Source organism: Microbacterium sp. MMO-20, assembly GCF_037147735.1.
Taxonomy (GTDB): domain Bacteria; phylum Actinomycetota; class Actinomycetes; order Actinomycetales; family Microbacteriaceae; genus Microbacterium.
This window is the reverse complement of the sequence record NZ_JBBCUU010000003.1, coordinates 104,978-122,997: the sequence shown is the minus strand read 5'-3', so window position 1 is coordinate 122,997 and position 18,020 is coordinate 104,978. Positions and strand designations below refer to the sequence as shown.

Sequence of the window (18,020 nt, the reverse complement as noted above, 5' to 3'; positions counted from 1 at the left end):
GACTCCTTCTCAGCGGGAGCGGCGCGGCGTGTCGATCCCGAGCAGGACGCGGGTCTTGCGGCGCTCGATGACGATGAACGCCCACCCCAGCGCCCACAGCGGGAACTGGGTGAGGAACGCGAGGCGGAACGCGTCGAGGCGATAGGTGTCGGGTGTGCCCGCGCCTTGCAGATCGAGCGCGAGCCCGATCGCGAAGATCGCGACGAGGGCAGCGAGGAAGCCTCCGACGTTCGTGATGCCGGTCGCGGTCGAGAGGCGATGCGCCGGGTTGTGCGTGCGGGCGTGGTCGAACGCGATCATCGACGCCGGGCCACCCATTGCGAGCGCGAAGGCGAGCACGTAGAGCAGCCACAGCGGAGCGGGGCCCGGCCAGAGCAGAACGGCCGTCCACCCCACGGCCTGCGTGGCGACCGCCGGGAGTACGAGTGCGCGGGATCGGCGATGCGGGATGCGTCGTGATAGGTCGCCCATGATGGGCCCGAGGGCCATGCCGATGAGGACGTACACCGACAGCACGCCGGCCGCTTGCGTCTTCGTGAGTCCCTCCCCGGCCGTGAGGAAAGGCATGCCCCAGAGGAGCACGAACGCGGTCCCTGCGAAGGGAGTCGTGAAGTGCGACCAGAATGCGAGACGGGTGCCGGGATGCGCCCACGCCGCGCGGATGCCGACCCCCGTGTCCATCGCGGAACGGACGACGCGGATCGCGCCGGTGTCGGTATCGACCGAGACATCCGCGGGCAGTTCCGGCGGATGATTGCGGATGCACGCGTAGACGAGCACGGCGAAGAGCACGCAGAGCGCGGCGATGCCACCGAAGACGATCTCCCAGCTCGTGGCGTGGAGGAGCGCCGCCAGCGGAGCGAGCGCGAGAAGCTGCCCGGATTGTCCGACGAGCCCCGTGAGTTGACTCATCAGCGGGCCGCGCTGCGCGGGGAACCACGTCGCAATCAGTCGCAGCACGCCGGGGAATACGGCAGCATCGCCCGCCCCGAGTAGGACGCGGGCGAAGATCGCGACGCCGACGCTGGGGGAGAAGGCGAGGGTGAGCTGACCGACAGCCATGAGCAGCATGCCGATCGCCATGATCGGGCGCGCGCCGTACCGGTCGAGGAGCAGGCCGACAGGGATCTGCATGCCGCCGTACACCGCGAGCTGCACGACGGCGAACATCGACAGCGTCGCGGCATCCGCTCCGAAGCGCTCGGCGGTGTCGATGCCGACGGCCGACAGCGAGGAGCGGTTGACCACGGCGAGCATGTACGCGGTGACGCCGACGCCCCAGATGAACCAGCCGCGCCATCCCGGCGTCGCAGAGGCGGCGCGAAGATGATCGAGTGGCACCCGTCCACGCTACTCCTGCGCGGGTAGCCGAGTGCCCGGTGGCTCGGGGATCATGGCCGTATGAGCAGACTCCGAGTACACAACCTCGCCGTGTCCCTGGACGGGTTCGCCACGGGGGAGGGGCAGTCACTCGACGCTCCGTTCGGACACGCTGGCGGCAGGCTCATGCAGTGGTTCTTTCCGACGCACACGTTCGTGTCGACGTCGGGGCACGAATCCGAGGCGGTCGGTGAGGGCAGGCGTGGCGTCGACGATGCGTTCGCCGCGGCATCCTGGGACGGCATCGGCGCCGAGATCATGGGCCGGCGCAAGTTCGGTCCGCAGCAGGGGGAATGGGAGGACGAGTCCTGGCGGGGATGGTGGGGTGAGGAGCCGCCGTTCCACACGCCCGTCGTCGTGCTGACGCACCACCCGCGTCCGGATCTGCGCGTGGGGGAGACGACCTTCCTCTTCCGTGATCTGTCGCCGACCGAAGCGCTCGCGCTCGCAACGAGGGAGGCTCGCGGTGCCGACGTGCGCCTGGGTGGTGGTCCGAGCGTCGTCCGCTCGTTCCTCGAGGCGGACCTCGTGGACCACCTGCATGTCGTCGTGGTCCCGATCCTGCTCGGGCGCGGCGTGCGGCTCTGGGACGGCCTCGAGGGGATCGAGGAACGCTTCGACACCGAGGCGACGGCGTCGCCGTCGGGCGTCGTGCATCACGTCTGGACGCGGAAGCGGCGTTGACCGCAGCGGCGTCAGGATGCCGGGTCGACGCGCGCGTACTCCGAACCCGAGCGCGTGCGCTCGAGCAGTTCGTGGTCGACGAGGTAGCGCCGTAGGACCGCGACGTCACCCCCCGGTGCGTACGGTTCGAGGGTGTCGTTGACCTCGCCCTCGGTGTACGTGCGTTCGGGGGAGAATGCCCGTTCGGTAACCCAGCGCAGCAGTTCCTCGCGGTCCGACGCCCTGACCGGGTAGCGGTCGATGCGTCCGCGGCCGTCGAGGAACCGTTCGGGGCCTTTCGCTCGCGGAGTGGATGCCAGGAGCTCGCGCACGACGTCGGAGCGGAATTCCGCTGTACCCGCGCGGCGATCGAGGAGACCGGCGGGCTCGAGGCGTGCGATCGCGCGCTCGCGTCGCCGACCCGTGGCGGGAGCGGCCGTTTCGGAGAGCACCGCGCGGGCGTCGTCGTCGAGCAGCGCAGCGAGCATCGCGCGCCATCGCGGATCGGTGCCGTCAGCGTTCATGCCTCCACGCTACGCCGCGCGGTGCGCGGATGAGGTCACACCGGAAAGGAAGCTGACATAATGTGCATTATCGGTGAATCGGCGATCACGGAGCAGCGCCGCACAATAGCATCGAAGGATGCTGGAGACGCTCACCGGATTCGCCGTCGTGGGCGTCGCGATCCTTGTCGGCTTCGTGCTCGGCCGGATCGACCTGCTCGGCGCGGACGCGCGTACCTTGCTCAGCAGGCTGACGTTCTTCGTGCTCTCGCCGTTCCTGTTGTTCGTCGTGCTCTCTCAGGCCGACGTCCACACGCTGTTCAGTGCTCTCCTGCCGGTCTCCGCGGTCGCGGCACTGGTCGTGTTCGCCGTGTACGCCGTCGTGGCGCGATTCGTGTGGCGCCGTGATGTCGCGGAGACGCTCGTGGGCACGCTGGCTGCGGGTCAGGTCAACTCCAACAACATCGGCATTCCGCTGTCGCTCTATCTGCTCGGCAGCGCTGCATACCCGGCGCCGGTGATCCTGCTGCAGCTGCTGGTGTTCACGCCGATCACGATGGCGATCTTCGAGGCGGTCACGACCGGGCAACGCCGCCCCTTTCCGATCCTGCGGCGCACACTCACGAATCCGATCGTCGTCGGCTCCGTGCTGGGCGTCGCGGTATCGCTGTCCGGGTGGAAGCTTCCGCCGATCCTCCTCGACCCGGCACAGCTGATCGCGAACGCCTGCGTGCCGATCCTGCTCATCAGTTACGGGATCTCCCTGTACGGCCAGCGCGTGCTCGGACCGTCGGGGCGCCGCCGCGCCATCGTCCTCGCTTCTGCGCTCAAGCTCGTCGTGATGCCGTTCATCGCGTGGGCGGTGGCTCGCTTTCTCTTCCAGCTGCCGGCGCACGACGTGCTGATCGTCACGGTGCTCGCCGCCCTCCCGACAGCGCAGAACGTGTTCAACTACGCCCAGCGCTTCGACGTCGGTGAGACGATCGCGCGTGACACCGTCTTCGTGACGACGCTCGGGTGCGTGCCGATCCTGCTCGGGATCACGTTCCTTCTCGCGTGAGAGCGCTCCCCCGCACCCGCGCGTCATGAGCGTGAAGTGGGAAAGGCGCGATAGTCTGACCACATCTCCACCTTCAGGAGATTCTCAGAAAGGGGTTGTCATGACCGCTGAACCGTCCCTCGAGAAGACCGCGACCAACGGCATCCGCACCGCTCTCGGTGTCGGGGGCGTTCTGTCGCTCATCCTCGGCATCCTGATCCTCGTGTGGCCCGGCAAGACCGCCATGGTCGTCGCCGCCATCATCGCGATCTACGCGATCGCGGCCGGACTGGTATATGCCGGTCTCGGCATCTTCGCAGCGGGCAAGGGCGGATGGTCCCGCATCGGCCATGTCCTGCTCGGTGTGCTGTTCATCATCGCCGGTATCGTCGCTTTCACGAACCTCGGCGCGACGGCCGTCTGGCTCGCCGCATTCCTCGGCATCCTCGTCGGCATCATGTGGATCATCGAGGGCGTCGTCTCGCTGTCGACGCTCGATCTGGCCCCATCGCGCGGCTGGACGATCTTCTACGCGATCATTTCGCTGATCGCGGGTGTCACGCTGCTCTTCTCGCCCATCTGGGGTGCGCTGGTGCTGTGGTGGCTGCTCGGAATCTCGGCAGTCGTGATGGGCATCATCCAGATCTTCCGCGCGTTCTCGTTCGGCAAGTAGGACGACCCCGCAACATCTCTACGACGAAGCTCCCCGCGACCGGTTCGGCCACGGGGAGCTTCTTCGTTGCGGGATGCCGAGGCTCACTCGCCGCCGAACGAACTCACATCTCCGACGAGGCGCGTGTTGTCCTGCGGGATCGGCTCGACGGCGGCGAGGGCGACCTCGGCGGCGAACTCCGCGACGTTGTACAGCTTGCCCGCCGATTCGCGGCGCTCGGAGATCGCACCGGGGTTGGCGCGCTCCAGCAGCGTCGCCGTGATCGTGCCTTCGATCATGTCGCCGGAGACGACGACGAAGTCGATGCCCTCCTCCGTGAGCGCGGGGATGCGCTCACGGAGCGCGTCTTCACCGGCGCGCTTGGAGAGGGCGACGGGCTCGTACTCGGGCATCGTCGGCGTCGTGCGGATGAAGTGCGCCTGATGGCTCGTCACGAACACGACCCGCGAGCCGTCATGGAGGAGCGGCAGCGCGGCATCCAGGACGTTCAACTGCGCGTCGCGGTTGAGGACGAGCGCGTAGTCCTCCCCCATGCCGCTCTCCATGCCGCCGGAAGCATTGAGCACCAGAAGATCGAGCGTGCCGAACGTGTCCTTCACCTGCGCCATCATGTCAGCGACGGATGCGGGGTCGGTGAGATCCGCGCCGACGACGAGCACCTCGACGCCGAGCTCGCGCAGCTGCGTCGCGAGCTTCTCGGCGCGCGGAGCCTTGTTGCGGTAGTTGATGACCACGTTGGCGCCGGCCTGCGCGAGATAAGAGGCGGTGTCGGCGCCGATGCCGCGGGACGATCCCGTGACGAGGGCGGTCCGCCCGGTGAGAGAGCCGGAGGGAATGGGCTGGGACATGAGACTCCTGCGGTGAATCGGGGGCCGGGCGCGGCGCTCGGCGGCGCTTCGACCCTACAGCCAGGCCCCGTGTCCGCCGGGAATGTTAGGGTGCAGACAGGGCGCCGAAGGAGCAGAGCGATGTTGCCGGATCTGACGCAGTACATGTGGATCGTCTGGCTCGTGCTCGCCCTCGTGTTCGTGATCGTCGAGCTGCTGACGCTCGAGTTCACCTTCTTGATGCTCGCCGGAGGCACCCTCATCGGCGGTCTGGGTGTGAACCTCCTCGGCGGTGCCTGGTGGCTCCAGGTGCTCGCAGCCGCAGCGATCTCGGCTCTCCTCCTCTTCACGATCAGGCCGCTTCTGCTGCGCGCGCTGCATCGATCGAGCGTCCTGCATCCGACCAACGTCGATGCGATCCAGGGACTCGGCGGACGGCTCACCGCGCCCTTCACGGGAGACGTCGCCGCAGCCCGCCTCGACAACGGCGAACTCTGGTCCGTCGCGCGCGGCCCGGGCAGCGACGCTCTCACCGTCGGCGACCGCATCGTCGTCACCGCCGTGCGCGGCGCCATGGTCGAGGTGGCCCTCGCCGCGGCATCCGAGTCCGCACTCCCCACCGACAGGAGCTCCGACTGATGGTCGACATCGGCGCCTTCGCGGGACAGATCTTCGTGATCGTCCTGCTCGTAGTCATCGCGATCTTCGTGATCGTCGTCCTCTTCCGCTCGATCCGGATCATCCCGCAGGCGTATTCGGGCGTCGTCGAGCGCTTGGGTCGCTACCAGCGCACCCTCTCCCCCGGCTTGAACCTGCTGGTCCCGTTCATCGATCGGCTGCGACCGCTCGTCGACATGCGCGAACAGGTGGTCTCGTTTCCCCCTCAGCCCGTGATCACCGAGGACAACCTGGTCGTCTCGATCGACACGGTGGTCTACTTCCAGGTCACCGACGCCCGCGCCGCGACGTACGAGATCGCCAACTACCTCTCGGCCGTCGAGCAGCTCACGACGACGACGCTGCGCAACGTGGTCGGCGGGCTCAACCTCGAAGAAGCGCTGACGAGCCGTGACAACATCAACGGTCAGTTGCGAGTGGTCCTCGACGAGGCGACCGGCAAGTGGGGGCTGCGCGTCTCGCGCGTCGAGCTCAAGGCGATCGACCCGCCGCACTCGATCCAGGACTCGATGGAGAAGCAGATGAGAGCCGAGCGTGACCGCCGCGCCGCGATCCTCACCGCCGAGGGCTCCAAGCAGTCGCAGATCCTCGAAGCCGAGGGCCGTCGTCAGGCGGCGATCCTGAATGCGGAGGGTGAGAAGCAGGCTGCGATCCTCCGAGCCGAGGGTGAAGCGACCGCAATCCAGAACGTCTTCGAGGCGATTCACGCCGGACGGCCCGACGACAAACTCCTCGCCTACCAGTACCTTCAGACCCTGCCGAAGATCGGTGACGGCGCCGCGAACAAGCTCTGGATCATTCCGAGCGAGTTCACCGAGGCGATGAAGGGCATCGGCACGGCCTTCGCTGCCGGCGCCGGCGGGGTGGCTACGGCGACGCCGAAGGCCGCCGACGGCGCAGCGGAGCCCGAGGCAGCACCACCCGTCGAGGGCGCGGCCACCACCCCGTGACGCATCCGTGGTTCGTCGGCGCCCGCGCGCCCCGCGTCCTCGCACATCGCGGATTCGTGCCCCCCGACGTGGACGGCTTCGTCGAGAATACGTTCGCCGCCTTCGCAGCGGCGCACGCGGTCGGCGCCGAGTATGTCGAATCCGACTGCCACCTCACGAGCGACGGCATCGTCGTGCTCTTCCACGATGCGGACCTCACGCGCGTCGCGGGAGATCCGCGGGCGGTGGCGGACGTGCGGCATGCCGATCTCGCTGCGATGATGGCCGATCGCGGCGGACTCGTGACCGCCGCCGAGGCGCTCGATGCTTTCCCGACGCTGCGGTTCAACCTGGACGTGAAGGCGGCGGATGCCGCGCTGCCACTCGGCCGCATCATCGCCCCTCACGCGGATCGCGTCCTCATCACGAGCTTCTCTGACCGTCGTCGACAGCGTGCTCTGCAGGCCGCACATGCCGCCGGCGGCGATCCGGCGACGTCAGCCGGCCAGGCGACGATCGCGCGCCTCCTCGCCGCGGCCGCAACGGGCTCCCGAGGCCTCGTCGCTCGCGCGCTCGCGGGTGTGCAGGCGATTCAAGTGCCCGAGCGGGCGGGGGTCGTGCGGATCGTGACGCCCCGTCTCGTGCGCGCCGTGCACGCCGTCGATGTCGAGGTGCATGTCTGGACCGTCAACGATGCCGAACGCATGCGAGCGCTGTTGGATGCCGGCGTCGACGGCCTCGTCACCGATCGCGCGGACATCGCGCTCGCGACGGTGCGCGCACGCCAGATCTGACCTTTCGCGCTATCTCAGGCGGCCACGGCGAGCGGCCTGAGCATCGGCTGTGAAAGGGCGTCGTCAGGCGCTCGTTCGGATGATGCACACAGCTGAGCGCGTTATACCTGACAAGACGAGAGGACCACACAATGGCAGATCGCAGCCTGCGCGGCATCCGACTCGGCGCTTCCAGCCTACAGAGCGAGGAAGGCGTCGTGTTCCATGAGCGCGCCAACCACACGTACGTCTGCACGCAGTGCGCGCGCGAGACGGTTCTGACCTTCGCGGCCGACGCCGAGGTTCCCGAGGCATGGGAGTGCCGCACCTGTGGCGCGGAAGCCGTGCTCCGGGTCGGCGACACCGTCGTCGAGGTCGATCACTCGGGAGACAAGGTCGCCCGCACCCACTGGGACATGCTGATGGAGCGCCGCACCATCCCCGAGCTCGAGGAGCTCCTCGAAGAGCGCCTCGCGCTGCTGCGTGCGCGCCGGGGCGCGACGGACTCGGCGCGACTCAGCGCCTGAGTCCGCGCTTCGCTTCGACGATCCCCGGACGTCGGCCTCCGAGCTCTTCGGAGGCCGACGTCTTCGTCGTACCCGCGTGCGGTGTGTCTGCGCGGCGTGAGCGCAACCGTCCCCAGACGCCGATCAGTACGAGAGCGACGACGCTCCCCCACCCGAGACCCGTCTGGATGGCGTCCCCCGCTACGACAGCCGGTGTGAGGCCGGTGCGCAGTTCCACCGTCGTCACCATGGCGCCCGGCTCATCGGCCGGCAGGCTGTCGATCGTGTGACCGTCGGGGGCGATGACCTGGCTCGTGCCGACCGTCGAGAGGTTGACGACCGAGCGGCCCGCCTCGATCGCGCGCATGCGCGCGAAGGCGAGCTGCTGCAGGTTCTCGTCGGTGCCGCGGAAGTCGGCATTGTTCGTCTGGAACATGAAGACCTGAGCGCCGGCCTGTGCGCCATCACGGATGACATCGTCGTAGATGACGTCGAAGCAGATCGCGAGGCCCACCGGAACCCCGCCCACGTCAACGGCCGGCGTCGCCGTGCCGGGCGTGTACTCGCGCTGGATGAGGTCGATGAGGTCGGGAGCGAACAGCCGCCAGAACGAGCGGTCGGGCACGAACTCGCCGAACGGCACCGGATGCCGCTTGTCGTACGTCGCGACGGGATTGTCGGCGCCCTGCTCCCAGACGAGCGCGGAGTTGAAGTACTCGTCACCTCGCTGTGTGACCGCCCCGATCAGCAAGGGCGTGTCGAGGCGCTCGCCCAGGGCATCGAGCTCCCGGGCCACCGAGGCGTTCTGGGTGGGGTCGGCGTCGACGCCGCCCTCGGGCCAGAGGAGCACGTCGAGGTCTTCGCCCTCGAGCGGGCGTGTCGCCGCGAGTTGCGCGCGGAAGACGTCGTACGGCTGTCGCGCGTCGAAGTAGCCGGCGGGGCCGTTGCCCTGCACGGATCCGACCCGCATCGTCCCGGCATCCGTCGTGGGGAACTGCGGAGTCAGAAGCAGGACGGCAAGGGCAACGGCGGTGGGAAGGAGCCCGCGGAGATCGCCCGCGAACCGGAGCCTGGCGCGGCGCCCGTACTCGATCGCCGCGGCACAGGCGAAGACGATCAGAAACGACAGTCCGCTCATCCCCGTCCACGACGCGACCTCGGCGAGCGGGGAGGATGCCTGTGTGACGCCCAGTCGTGCCCACGGGAACCCGCCATAGGGGAACGTGCCCAGGAGCTCCTCCCGCGCGACCCAGAGCCCAGCCACGAGCGCGGGAAGCGCCACGAGGCGCGCCCAGGGGCCCGGAGCGATGCGAGGCATCCACCGATACGCCCAGGCGATGGGCGCCGCCATGACCGCCGCGAGTGACGCCTCGAGCGTCGACAGCGCGATCCAGGGGATCGGCCCGAGATAGCGCGCCGTGAACGAGAGGTTCACGAAGAACAGCGCCGCCCCGAAAAGGAACCCGACGAGCACGGCGGACCAGGCGCGCCGGCCGATGAGGGCGATCAGCGCGAGTGGCACGGCGACGAACACGGCCGGCCACCAGGAGAGCCCGGGGAATGCCGTCGTGAGCACGAGCCCGCCCAACGCCGCGACGGGCAGCGCGAGCCACAGCGGCAGGACAGGGCGCACGGGTGCCTTGCCCGGGACGGTGCCGCTCACAGCGACCCGTAGACGACGATGCCGCGACGGACAGACTCGAGCGCGCGGCGCGCGGTGACTGCCACCGGGCCCTCGGCGACCATAGACAGCTGGTCGAGCAGGTCGATGGTCTGCTTGCACCAGCGCACGAAGTCACCCGCGGCGAGGTCTGCCTCGTCGAGCACGCGGTCGAGGCTCGCGCCGCGGGCCCACGAGTGCATCGCGGTTGCGAGCCCTGTCGCAACGGGCTCGGTACCCGGCAGACGGTGGTCCTGCTCGAGATCGTCGAGGCGCGCCCAGAGGGTCTGCGTCTCGCCGAGGGCCTGCCGAAAGGCGCCGCGGGGCAGCCCGTGCTCTCCGGGTCCGGCCTCGTCGCGGCGCGGTTCGTAGACGAGACAGCACGCGAGCGCGGCGAGGCCCGGGGCATCCAGCGAGGTCCACAGCCCCTGACGCAGGGCTTCCGCGACGAGGAGGTCGCGTTCGCCGTAGATGCGCTTCATCGTCGCTCCGGCCGCGCTGAGGGTTGTGCGCCCCTCGGCGTCGACGTGCACATAGTCGAGCGCGGTCAGGACGTCCACGACACGGTCGAACACCCGCGCGACCGTGCCGGTGCGCGCCTCGATCTGGCGTCGGTTCTTCTCGACTCGGCGTTCGAGCTTGGCGTACCGCTCGCCCCACCGTGCGTGCGCCTCGCGATCGGGGCAGGAGTGACAGGGATGCCGCTGCAGACGTGTTCGCAGCGACTGAATCTCACGCGAGCGCCCATCGCGGATCCGCGCGGGGGCCGCGCGGTCGGCGCGGCCCAGCTTCTCGAGGTCGCTCAGTTCCCGGCGCAGGCCCGCGTAGGCGACGAAGTCGCCGCGATCGCACGTCATGGCCTTCGCGTAGCCGGCGAGCGACTCCTCGGCATCCTTCACCTCGCGCGCGAGGCCCACGACGGCGCGGTCGGCCTGGAACTGCGCGAAGGAGGATTCCAGGACCTCTCGCGCGCGCTCGCGCCCGACCTGGTCGATGAGGTTGACGGCCATGTTGTAGGTCGGGCGGAAGCTGGAATTGAGCGGGTACGTACGACGCGACGCGAGCGCGGCCACCGCCTGCGGGTCGAGGGCCTCCGTCCATTGAATGACGGCGTGCCCCTCCACGTCGATGCCGCGGCGTCCGGCGCGTCCGGTGAGCTGCGTGTACTCCCCCGAGGTAATCGCAACACGCGCCTCGCCGTTGAACTTCTCGAGCTTCTCGAGCACGACGGTGCGTGCGGGCATGTTGATGCCGAGCGCGAGAGTCTCGGTCGCGAAGACGACCTTGACTAGCTTGCGTCGGAAGAGCTCCTCCACGACCTCTTTGAACGCGGGCAGAAGTCCCGCGTGATGCGCGGCGATCCCTCGTTCGAGGTTCTCGCGCCACTCCCAATAGCCGAGTACGTGCAGATCGTCTTCGGCCAGCGTACGGGTGCGCTCGTCGACGACGCGGCGGATCTCGTCGCGTTCCTCGCGCGTTGTGAGGCGCAGCCCCGATCGCCGCACCTGCTGCACGGCGCCATCGCACCCTGCGCGGCTGAAGATGAAGAAGATCGCCGGCAAGAGGTTCGCTCGCTCCAGCAGTTGTACGACCTCGGGGCGGTCCATCCGTTCGATGCGCTGCACGTTCGCCGTGCGCACCGGGCGTCTGCCGCCGCGCGGGGGGCGTCTGCCGCTTTCCCGTCCCCCGGTAGAGCGATACTGCTGGGCCTGCCGATTGTTCTCGTACCGCGCACCGCTGCCGCCGCGGAGGCGCATGAGCTCTTGGTTGACGAGCGCTGTCGCGATTCCCGCACGATCGTCGAACAGCGGCAGGAGATCACCGCGCACGAGCACGTGCTGCTCGAGGGGGACCGGCCGTGTCTCCGAGACGATCACCTCGGTGTCGCCGCGGACGGTGCCGAGCCAATCGCCGAACTCCTCCGCGTTGGACACGGTCGCCGAAAGTGACACGAGACGGACGTCCGGCGGCAGGTGGATGATGACCTCTTCCCAGACCGCTCCGCGGAACCGGTCGGCGAGGTAGTGCACCTCGTCCATGACGACGTAGCGGAGGCCCCGCAGTGCCAAGGAATCCGCGTACAGCATGTTGCGGAGCACCTCGGTGGTCATGACGACGATGCGTGCGCCGCCGTTGATGTTCGTGTCGCCCGTGAGGAGACCGACCTCGTCCTCGCCGTAGACCCCTTGGAGCTCGCGGAACTTCTGATTCGACAGTGCCTTCATGGGCGTCGTGTAAAACGCCTTCTCCGCCGCAGCGAGCATCGCAAGATGAATCGCGAACTCGCCGACGATCGTCTTTCCGGCGCCCGTGGGCGCCGCGACGAGCACGCTGCGCCCGTCTTCGAGCGCGTGACAACCCGCGATCTGGAAGGGGTCGAGGTCGAAGCGCTGGGCAGCGGCGAACGCCGCGGTGATCGGGTGCGCGCGCTGCGCCTGCGCCTGCGCGTATCGGGTGGCGGGGTCGGTCGGCTGCGACGCGGTCATGCGAGGGGCCCGAGTTCGGCCCGGGCGCGCTTGGCGCGACGGCGGTCGAAGAGCATCGACAGCCCGGCCGCGGCGAAGAAGAGGACGACGAGGATGCCGGCCAGAAGGAGCATGCTCACGATGTCGGCCGCCGGCGTCGCGAGCCCCGCGAATCCGACCGCGATGAGCACAGCGACCCGCCACGCCTTGAGGATCGCACGGCCGCTCATGATGCCGGCGAGATTGAGAGCGACGAGGAAGACCGGCACGACGAACGAGACGCCGACGACGATCACGAGCTTGAACACGAAGTCGTAGTAGTACTTCGCCTGGAACCAGTTGGCCGCGCCGTCGGGGGTGAACGAGGCCATGATCTCGACGATGTGCGGCATGACCCACCATCCGACGAAGCATCCCGCGAAGAAGAGTGGGATCGCGGCGGCCACGAAGCCGATGGTGTAGCGGATCTCTTTGCGAGTGAGACCCGGCATCAGGAATGCCCAGAGCTGCCACAGCCAGACGGGAGCCGAGATGATGATGCCGACGGCGAACGATATCCGCAGACGAAGATCGAACGCGCCCGTGACGGTGTCGATCATGAGGCCGACATCCTCACCGCGCTGCTCCGCGACCACGCGGATGGGCTCCGTCATCGCCCAGATGATCCAGTCGGTGAGGAAGTACGCTGCGACCATCCCGACCACGAGCGCGGCGAGGCCGATGATGAAGCGCTTGCGCAGTTCGGTGAGATGCTGCCCGAGCGACATGCGCCTATCGCGGCGCGGGGCGTCGTCCGTTCCGAGCGGGGGGTGTTCGGCCGTGGCCACGGCTGCGGTCAGGGGGTGGTGTCCGGCGAAGCCGGCTTCGCCGGCTCAGCCGTCGGCGTGGGCGCCTGAGCCACGTTCTGCGCGACGCCGGGTGCGGGCGGCGTCACGGACTCGCCCGCTGCGGCGGCATCCGCGTCGTCACTCTTCATCGCCTTCATCTCGCCCTTGAAGATGCGGGCCGACTGCCCCATGCTCTTGGCGAGCGCGGGGAGCTTGGCCGCACCGAACAGCAGCAGGATCACGATCAGGAGGATCCACAGGTGCGGACCGGCGAACAGGTTTCCCATCATGTCCCCTTTTCGGAAGCTTTCGGTCAGTCTACCCGCCGATGCGATGAGTGCGCCCAGCGCCGCTCATCGATACTGCTCGAGTCCCTCTCGCGCCCACTGCGCCGTCGCGTCTCGGACGTCCGGCGGCCCGAGAATCTCGAGCTCCCCACCCAGGCGCGCCGCGAGTCGCTTGAGGCTGCGGGCATCGCCCAGCCGTATGCGCGCCGTCCGTGCGCCGTCGGCCCCGGGCGGCGGCGACGAACGCTGCTCGACGACGAAATCGTGCAGCAGCGGCTCGGCGCCGGGACGATAACGCACGTCGACGGCGACATCCGTCTCGGTGGGCTCGAACAGCGCGGGAACCCTATCCGCCCCGTGGGTGACGGGGATCTCGGTCAACCGCACGTCGGAGACGCGGTCGAGGTGGAAGGTGCGCATCGCCTGCCGCAGGTGGCACCAGCCCTGCAGGTACCACTGGCCGTTCGCGATGTGCACCTTGACGGGATCGACCGTGCGGATCGTCTCCGGAGCATCCGGAGCGCGATACCCGAACGAGACCGCGACACCGCGCCGGACCGCCTCCGCGACGGCGATCCGCACATCGTCGACGGCCTCGGGGGCGACGATGACCTCGGCTGGTCTCGTCGCGGCACCGCGCGCGAGCTTGGCGAGGAGGCCCTGCACGACGCCGGAGTCGCCGACACCGGGCAGGGATGCCGCGAGCTGGAGCCCCGCGAGGAGCGCCGCCGCTTCGCGGGCGCTGAGGCGCGGCGTGCGCTCGAGACCGACCGAATTGGTGATCACGATGACGTCCTGCTGGTCGAGAAGATCCCAGTCGATGTCGAACAGGTCGTTCGCCATCTGCCAGAAACCGCCGTCCCCGGGCAGGCCGATGACCGTGAGCTTCTCGACCATGGCCCGCATCTGCGGCACCGTCACGTCGAAGTCCTCCGCCGCCTCGGCGAGAGTGACCTCGCCCTTGCCGATGAGGTAGGGAACGAGCTGCAGGATGAGAGCCGCACGGTCGGTCGCGAGGAGCGGACGCGCGTTCACGCGACGGCTCCGCTCGAGCTGTGGCGCGCGAGGACGCGCTCCAGGCGTGCGACGACTTCGGCGCGCAGAGTCTCGGGCTCCACGACCCGCACCTCGGGGCCGTAGGAGGCGAGCTCGTCGGCGAGGATGTGGACGTCGACGTAGGGCACGTGGAAGCCCTGTTCCGCAGGCAGGGCGCGACGACTGAGCCGCAGCGCGGCTTCGGACCCCGGCGCGATCTCGACGAGGGCGCGCTGGCGCTCCGCGAGGGCGGAAAGGCCCGCGAGGGCCCGGTCGCCGGCGCCGTCGCGCTCGGCGAGATCGAACGAGGTCTTCGTGATCTCCACGTCCGACGTGATGCGGGCGAGCAGGAACGTCCGCGCCTCACTCTGGTCGAGGTCGAACCCGTACACGTGCCAGCGCGCTTCGTACTCGACGAGGGCGAGCGGGCGGATGCGGCGACGGTGCGCGACATCCTCCCCTGCTTTGAGATACGAGAACTGCACGACGCGCCCCTGCTCGATCGCGCTTTGCAGTGGGGAGAAAGCCGCTTCGCGGAGGCTGATGCGCGGCGAGTAGCCGATGATGGGCGCATCGACGTCGCCGCCGAGCGCGCGGATCTTGCGCAGGCCGCTGCGGGCGTCCGCCGACATGGAGCTCTCACTCCACACGCCCCCCGCGAGATTCAGGACGGCGATCTCCGCCGGGCTGAACTCGATGTCTGCGGGGAGCTCGTACTCCGCGGTGGGGATCCGGTAACGGGCCTCACGCAGATCGTCGGGGTCGGCGTAGTCGCCGATCGTCTCCACCTGGATGCCGAGGCCCCGAAGGGTCTGCTTGTCGCGCTCGAACATCTTCTCCAGCGCATCCTTCGACGCGCCGGCGCTCGACTGCTCGCGGTACCCTGCGACAGAGGCGAGGATCGTCTCCTTCGTGAGCCCCGACTCGGTCGCCATGAGCGCGACGACGAGGTTCACCAGGCGCTCTTCGGGCGCGGTGCGGGACGGACTTTCGGTGGGCACCCGCCCATCCTAGGCGTCGCCTGTGCGCCCAGGTCTGCGCCCGGACGCCGTGTCCGCGTCAGCGCGCGGCTGTCGCCGGATCGATGCCGAGGATGTCGATGACGTATGCCGTCGCCGACGAACCGGCGGATGCCCCGGGAACCACGACGAGCAGCTGCGAGCCCACCGTCGCGCCGAGCAGCTGGGATGCGAACGGGATGTCCGCACCGGTCGTGACGGCCCGCGATGCCCCGTCTTCCCACGTCGACGAGGTCACCTTCCGCGTTCCCCAGTCCACCGCGGTGTACTGGACGCGCGCAGTGTCCTGAGCGGTGATCTCCGCCCCGGCACCCTTCTTGAGTGTCTCGGTGGTCAGGTCCGTCGGCGCAGCGGCGTCGGGAATGATGATCCCCGGGCGGCCATTCGGCGCGAGCACGACCGAGGGCATGCCGCGGCGATCGTTGTACTGCGATGCGCCATCGGCGGCGGCGAGGTACACCTTGGTCAGGTCGAGGGTCACAACGATCGACTGTTCCGCGGCGACGCCCCAGCTCTCGGCCGCCTGCGCGGAGAGCCCGGATGCCGGGATCGCCGCGACGATGCGCGATCCCTCCGTGGCGCACATCATCGCGTCAGCGAGACCTGCGTAGTTCTCGCGCCACGCCGACAGCGACTGGATCTGACCGCTTCCGGCTGCGACCGCCTTACCCGACGCCCCGTCGACGATCGAGACGCTGAAGAACACGTCCTGGTCATCTGACGTGACGCGCAGACCGTCGCCGGCAGTCTCATCCCGCACGGTCGTCGCGTCGACGTTCACGGGAGCGTCCAGAGTGGTCTCGGGCGTTCCGAATTCGCCGGACGAGTGCACGACGTCGAAGATCGACGAGTCCGAGTCGACGCGGTCGCACGAGGCGGAACCCGGTGCGGACGCGCACGCGGCGAGGGTCAGAGCGGAAAGGCCGAGGACGGCGATGACGGCAGGGATCCGAAGCACCGGATCAGTCTACGTCGGGCGCGGCATCCGCTCCGTCGTCGGGAGCCGCGTCGGCGCTGCCGCGGGTTGCGGCACCTCCCGCGGCCATGCGTGCGCCGTCGAGGGCGCGCTGCGCCTCGCGCACACGCTTGCGGAGGTTCTTGTCGGTGATCTCCCGGTCTCCCACCGCGCCCGGCGTCCATGCTTCGACATCGTCGTCCGCGTAGCTCGGCTTCTTGAGGGCGCGCTTGCGGACGTCCGGTGGCACCGCGCCCGGAGCGAGGCGACGAGCCGTGATGAGGAAGCCGGTGTGCGCGACCATGCGGTGGTCGGGACGCACGGCGAGGCCCTCGACGTGCCATCCGCGGACCATCGTCTCGGTGGCCTCCGACTCGGTGAACAGCCCCGTCCCGCGGATGTACTCCGCGACGCGGCTCAGCTGCGTCGCCGTCGCGACATAGCAGAGCACGACGCCGCCCGGTGTCAGTGCGTCGGCGACGGCGTCGATGCACTCCCACGGTGCGAGCATGTCGAGCACGACGCGGTCGACCGAGCCCGGTGCGACAGTCGACGGCAGCTCTTCGACGAGATCTCCGACGACGACGCGCCAGGTGTCCGGCGTAGATCCGAGGAACGTCTCCACATTGGCCTGGGCCACATCGGCGAACTCCTCGCGGCGCTCGAACGAGACGAGGCGACCTTCCGCGCCGATCGCGCGAAGCAGCCACAGCGACAGGGCGCCCGAGCCCACACCCGCCTCCACGACGGTCGCGCCCGGGAAGATGTCGGCGGATGCCAGGATCTGCGCGGCGTCCTTCGGGTAGACGATCGCCGCGCCCCGCGGCATCGACATGACGAAGTCGCGCAGGAGCGGCCGCAGTGCGAGGTACTCGTGACCGCCCGAGTTCGTCACGACCGAGCCGTCCGGCTGGCCGACGATCTGCTCGTGCTTCAGAACACCGTGGTGCGTGTGCAGCTCGCCGCGTTCGCGGAGAGTCACAGTGTGCAGGCGCCCTTTGGGGCCGGTGAGCTGGACGCGGTCGCCGAGGCGGAACGGGCCGCTCGGGCGGAGGTCGGCGTTCACGCGGACACCTCGTCGCGGCTCGTGCGTCGTGCGGCGTGGACCGCGCGGAGATCGTCGGTCGTGCGTCCTTCGAGCGTCGGCCACAGGACGTGCGCCCCGGCCCCGTCGAGCGGAACCATCAACGGCACGCCGATCGTCGTCACCCCGGCGGATGCCGCCGCGCGCACGCCGGTCGGAGAATCCTCGATCGCAACCGCGTCGGCCGGGTCGACGCCGAGCGTCGTGCACGCCTGGAGGTAGGGATCGGGGAACGGCTTCGGGCGCGTGACGTCGTCGCCCGCGACGACGAGGTCGAACGCATCGAACCCCATCTGGCCGGCGACCGTGAGTGCCATTTCGCGCAGCGACATCGTGACGAGGGCCGTCCGCACGCCCTGCGCGCGCAGCGCGCGCAGGAGTTCGACGGCGCCGGGACGGAAAGGGTTGCCGTCGGTGGCCAGGCGCTCGGACACCACGCGGGTCAGATGCGCGACGATGTCGGGCACCGTCATGCGTACACCCGCGTCCTGCAGGATCTCTCCGGAGCGATCGAGACCGCTGCCGACGAGGGTGAGTGCCTGCTCATGCGTCCACGTGCCGCCGAAGCTCTCGACGAGGGCGGTCTCGGCATCCATCCAGTAGCCCTCGGTGTCGACGAGCGTGCCGTCCATGTCCCACAGCACCGCTGCGGGCAGGGGTGGAGAGACGGGCGGCGCGGAAGCGGAGGCGAGGCCGGGAGAGGACATCGTTCCATGC

General features: G+C 69.1%; 19 protein-coding genes. 7 read left to right on the top strand and 12 right to left on the bottom strand.

The genetic code is table 11. From position 1 onward, the window contains the following. Positions 1-9 precede the first annotated feature (9 nt). Positions 10-1,257 carry an MFS transporter gene (locus WFI52_RS06580; protein ID WP_336626301.1) on the bottom strand — a complete coding sequence of 416 codons (1,248 nt, stop codon included), beginning with the start codon at positions 1,255-1,257 and terminating at the stop codon, positions 10-12. 144 nt (positions 1,258-1,401) lie between these two features. On the opposite strand from WFI52_RS06580, the gene WFI52_RS06575 reads away from it, so the two are divergent. Then, positions 1,402-2,064 carry a dihydrofolate reductase family protein gene (locus WFI52_RS06575; protein ID WP_336626210.1) on the top strand — a complete coding sequence of 221 codons (663 nt, stop codon included), beginning with the start codon at positions 1,402-1,404 and terminating at the stop codon, positions 2,062-2,064. Positions 2,065-2,075: 11 nt separating this feature from the next. On the opposite strand, the gene WFI52_RS06570 is transcribed toward WFI52_RS06575, so the two are convergent. Next, positions 2,076-2,567, bottom strand: a complete 492-nt coding sequence (locus WFI52_RS06570; protein WP_336626209.1) for a DUF2087 domain-containing protein — start codon at positions 2,565-2,567, stop codon at positions 2,076-2,078. 118 nt (positions 2,568-2,685) lie between these two features. Between WFI52_RS06570 and WFI52_RS06565 the strand changes: the two genes are divergently transcribed. Continuing rightward, the gene (locus WFI52_RS06565) at positions 2,686-3,606 is read left to right on the top strand and encodes an AEC family transporter (RefSeq protein ID WP_336626208.1); all 921 of its coding nucleotides are present in this window, start codon (positions 2,686-2,688) and stop codon (positions 3,604-3,606) included. Between the two features lie 100 nt (positions 3,607-3,706). After that, the gene (locus WFI52_RS06560; protein WP_336626207.1) at positions 3,707-4,258 is read left to right on the top strand and encodes an HdeD family acid-resistance protein; all 552 of its coding nucleotides are present in this window, start codon (positions 3,707-3,709) and stop codon (positions 4,256-4,258) included. A gap of 83 nt (positions 4,259-4,341) precedes the next feature. Here the strand turns inward: WFI52_RS06560 and WFI52_RS06555 are convergent, their stop codons facing one another. Then, the gene (locus WFI52_RS06555; RefSeq protein WP_336626206.1) at positions 4,342-5,106 is read right to left on the bottom strand and encodes an SDR family oxidoreductase; all 765 of its coding nucleotides are present in this window, start codon (positions 5,104-5,106) and stop codon (positions 4,342-4,344) included. A 120-nt stretch (positions 5,107-5,226) separates the two neighbouring features. Here WFI52_RS06555 and WFI52_RS06550 point away from each other — a divergent pair, with 120 nt between their 5' ends. The 4 genes from WFI52_RS06550 (at position 5,227) to WFI52_RS06535 (ending at position 7,992) form a co-directional block, all read left to right on the top strand. Next, complete coding sequence (locus WFI52_RS06550) at positions 5,227-5,724, top strand: NfeD family protein (RefSeq protein WP_336626205.1); 498 nt, start codon at positions 5,227-5,229, stop codon at positions 5,722-5,724. After that, positions 5,724-6,713 (top strand): SPFH domain-containing protein, encoded by a 990-nt coding sequence (locus WFI52_RS06545; RefSeq protein WP_336626204.1) that lies wholly within the window; start codon positions 5,724-5,726, stop codon positions 6,711-6,713. Before WFI52_RS06550 ends, WFI52_RS06545 begins: the two co-directional genes overlap by 1 nt. Further along, positions 6,710-7,486, top strand: coding sequence for a glycerophosphodiester phosphodiesterase family protein (locus WFI52_RS06540; protein WP_336626203.1), 777 nt, complete (start codon positions 6,710-6,712; stop codon positions 7,484-7,486). The genes WFI52_RS06545 and WFI52_RS06540 overlap by 4 nt, the downstream gene beginning before the upstream one ends. Before the next feature lie 131 nt (positions 7,487-7,617). Further along, positions 7,618-7,992 (top strand): RNA polymerase-binding protein RbpA, encoded by a 375-nt coding sequence (locus WFI52_RS06535; RefSeq protein WP_336626202.1) that lies wholly within the window; start codon positions 7,618-7,620, stop codon positions 7,990-7,992. Here WFI52_RS06535 and lnt read toward each other — a convergent pair. From lnt to WFI52_RS06490, 9 genes are all read right to left on the bottom strand, one after another. Next, the gene (gene lnt, locus WFI52_RS06530; RefSeq protein WP_336626201.1) at positions 7,982-9,634 is read right to left on the bottom strand and encodes an apolipoprotein N-acyltransferase; all 1,653 of its coding nucleotides are present in this window, start codon (positions 9,632-9,634) and stop codon (positions 7,982-7,984) included. The genes WFI52_RS06535 and lnt overlap by 11 nt on opposite strands. Continuing rightward, a complete protein-coding gene (locus WFI52_RS06525) occupies positions 9,631-12,117 on the bottom strand; it encodes a DEAD/DEAH box helicase (RefSeq protein WP_336626200.1) in 2,487 nt (828 codons plus the stop codon). Before WFI52_RS06525 ends, lnt begins: the two co-directional genes overlap by 4 nt. Then, a complete protein-coding gene (gene tatC / locus WFI52_RS06520) occupies positions 12,114-12,863 on the bottom strand; it encodes a twin-arginine translocase subunit TatC (protein WP_336626199.1) in 750 nt (249 codons plus the stop codon). Before tatC ends, WFI52_RS06525 begins: the two co-directional genes overlap by 4 nt. A 68-nt stretch (positions 12,864-12,931) precedes the next feature. Further along, complete coding sequence (tatA, locus tag WFI52_RS06515; protein ID WP_336626198.1) at positions 12,932-13,213, bottom strand: Sec-independent protein translocase subunit TatA; 282 nt, start codon at positions 13,211-13,213, stop codon at positions 12,932-12,934. Between the two features lie 63 nt (positions 13,214-13,276). Beyond that, a complete protein-coding gene (locus WFI52_RS06510) occupies positions 13,277-14,245 on the bottom strand; it encodes a helix-turn-helix transcriptional regulator (RefSeq protein ID WP_336626197.1) in 969 nt (322 codons plus the stop codon). Beyond that, entirely contained in the window at positions 14,242-15,246 is a 1,005-nt protein-coding gene (locus WFI52_RS06505) for a helix-turn-helix transcriptional regulator (protein ID WP_336626196.1), read from the bottom strand. Before WFI52_RS06505 ends, WFI52_RS06510 begins: the two co-directional genes overlap by 4 nt. Before the next feature lie 58 nt (positions 15,247-15,304). Continuing rightward, positions 15,305-16,222: a peptidylprolyl isomerase gene (locus tag WFI52_RS06500; RefSeq protein WP_336626195.1), complete on the bottom strand. Its 918-nt coding sequence runs from the start codon at positions 16,220-16,222 to the stop codon at positions 15,305-15,307. Positions 16,223-16,226: 4 nt separating this feature from the next. Then, positions 16,227-17,285, bottom strand: coding sequence for a tRNA (adenine-N1)-methyltransferase (locus WFI52_RS06495; RefSeq protein WP_336626194.1), 1,059 nt, complete (start codon positions 17,283-17,285; stop codon positions 16,227-16,229). Next, positions 17,282-18,010, bottom strand: coding sequence for an HAD family hydrolase (locus WFI52_RS06490; protein WP_336626193.1), 729 nt, complete (start codon positions 18,008-18,010; stop codon positions 17,282-17,284). The genes WFI52_RS06495 and WFI52_RS06490 overlap by 4 nt, the downstream gene beginning before the upstream one ends. Positions 18,011-18,020 lie beyond the last annotated feature (10 nt).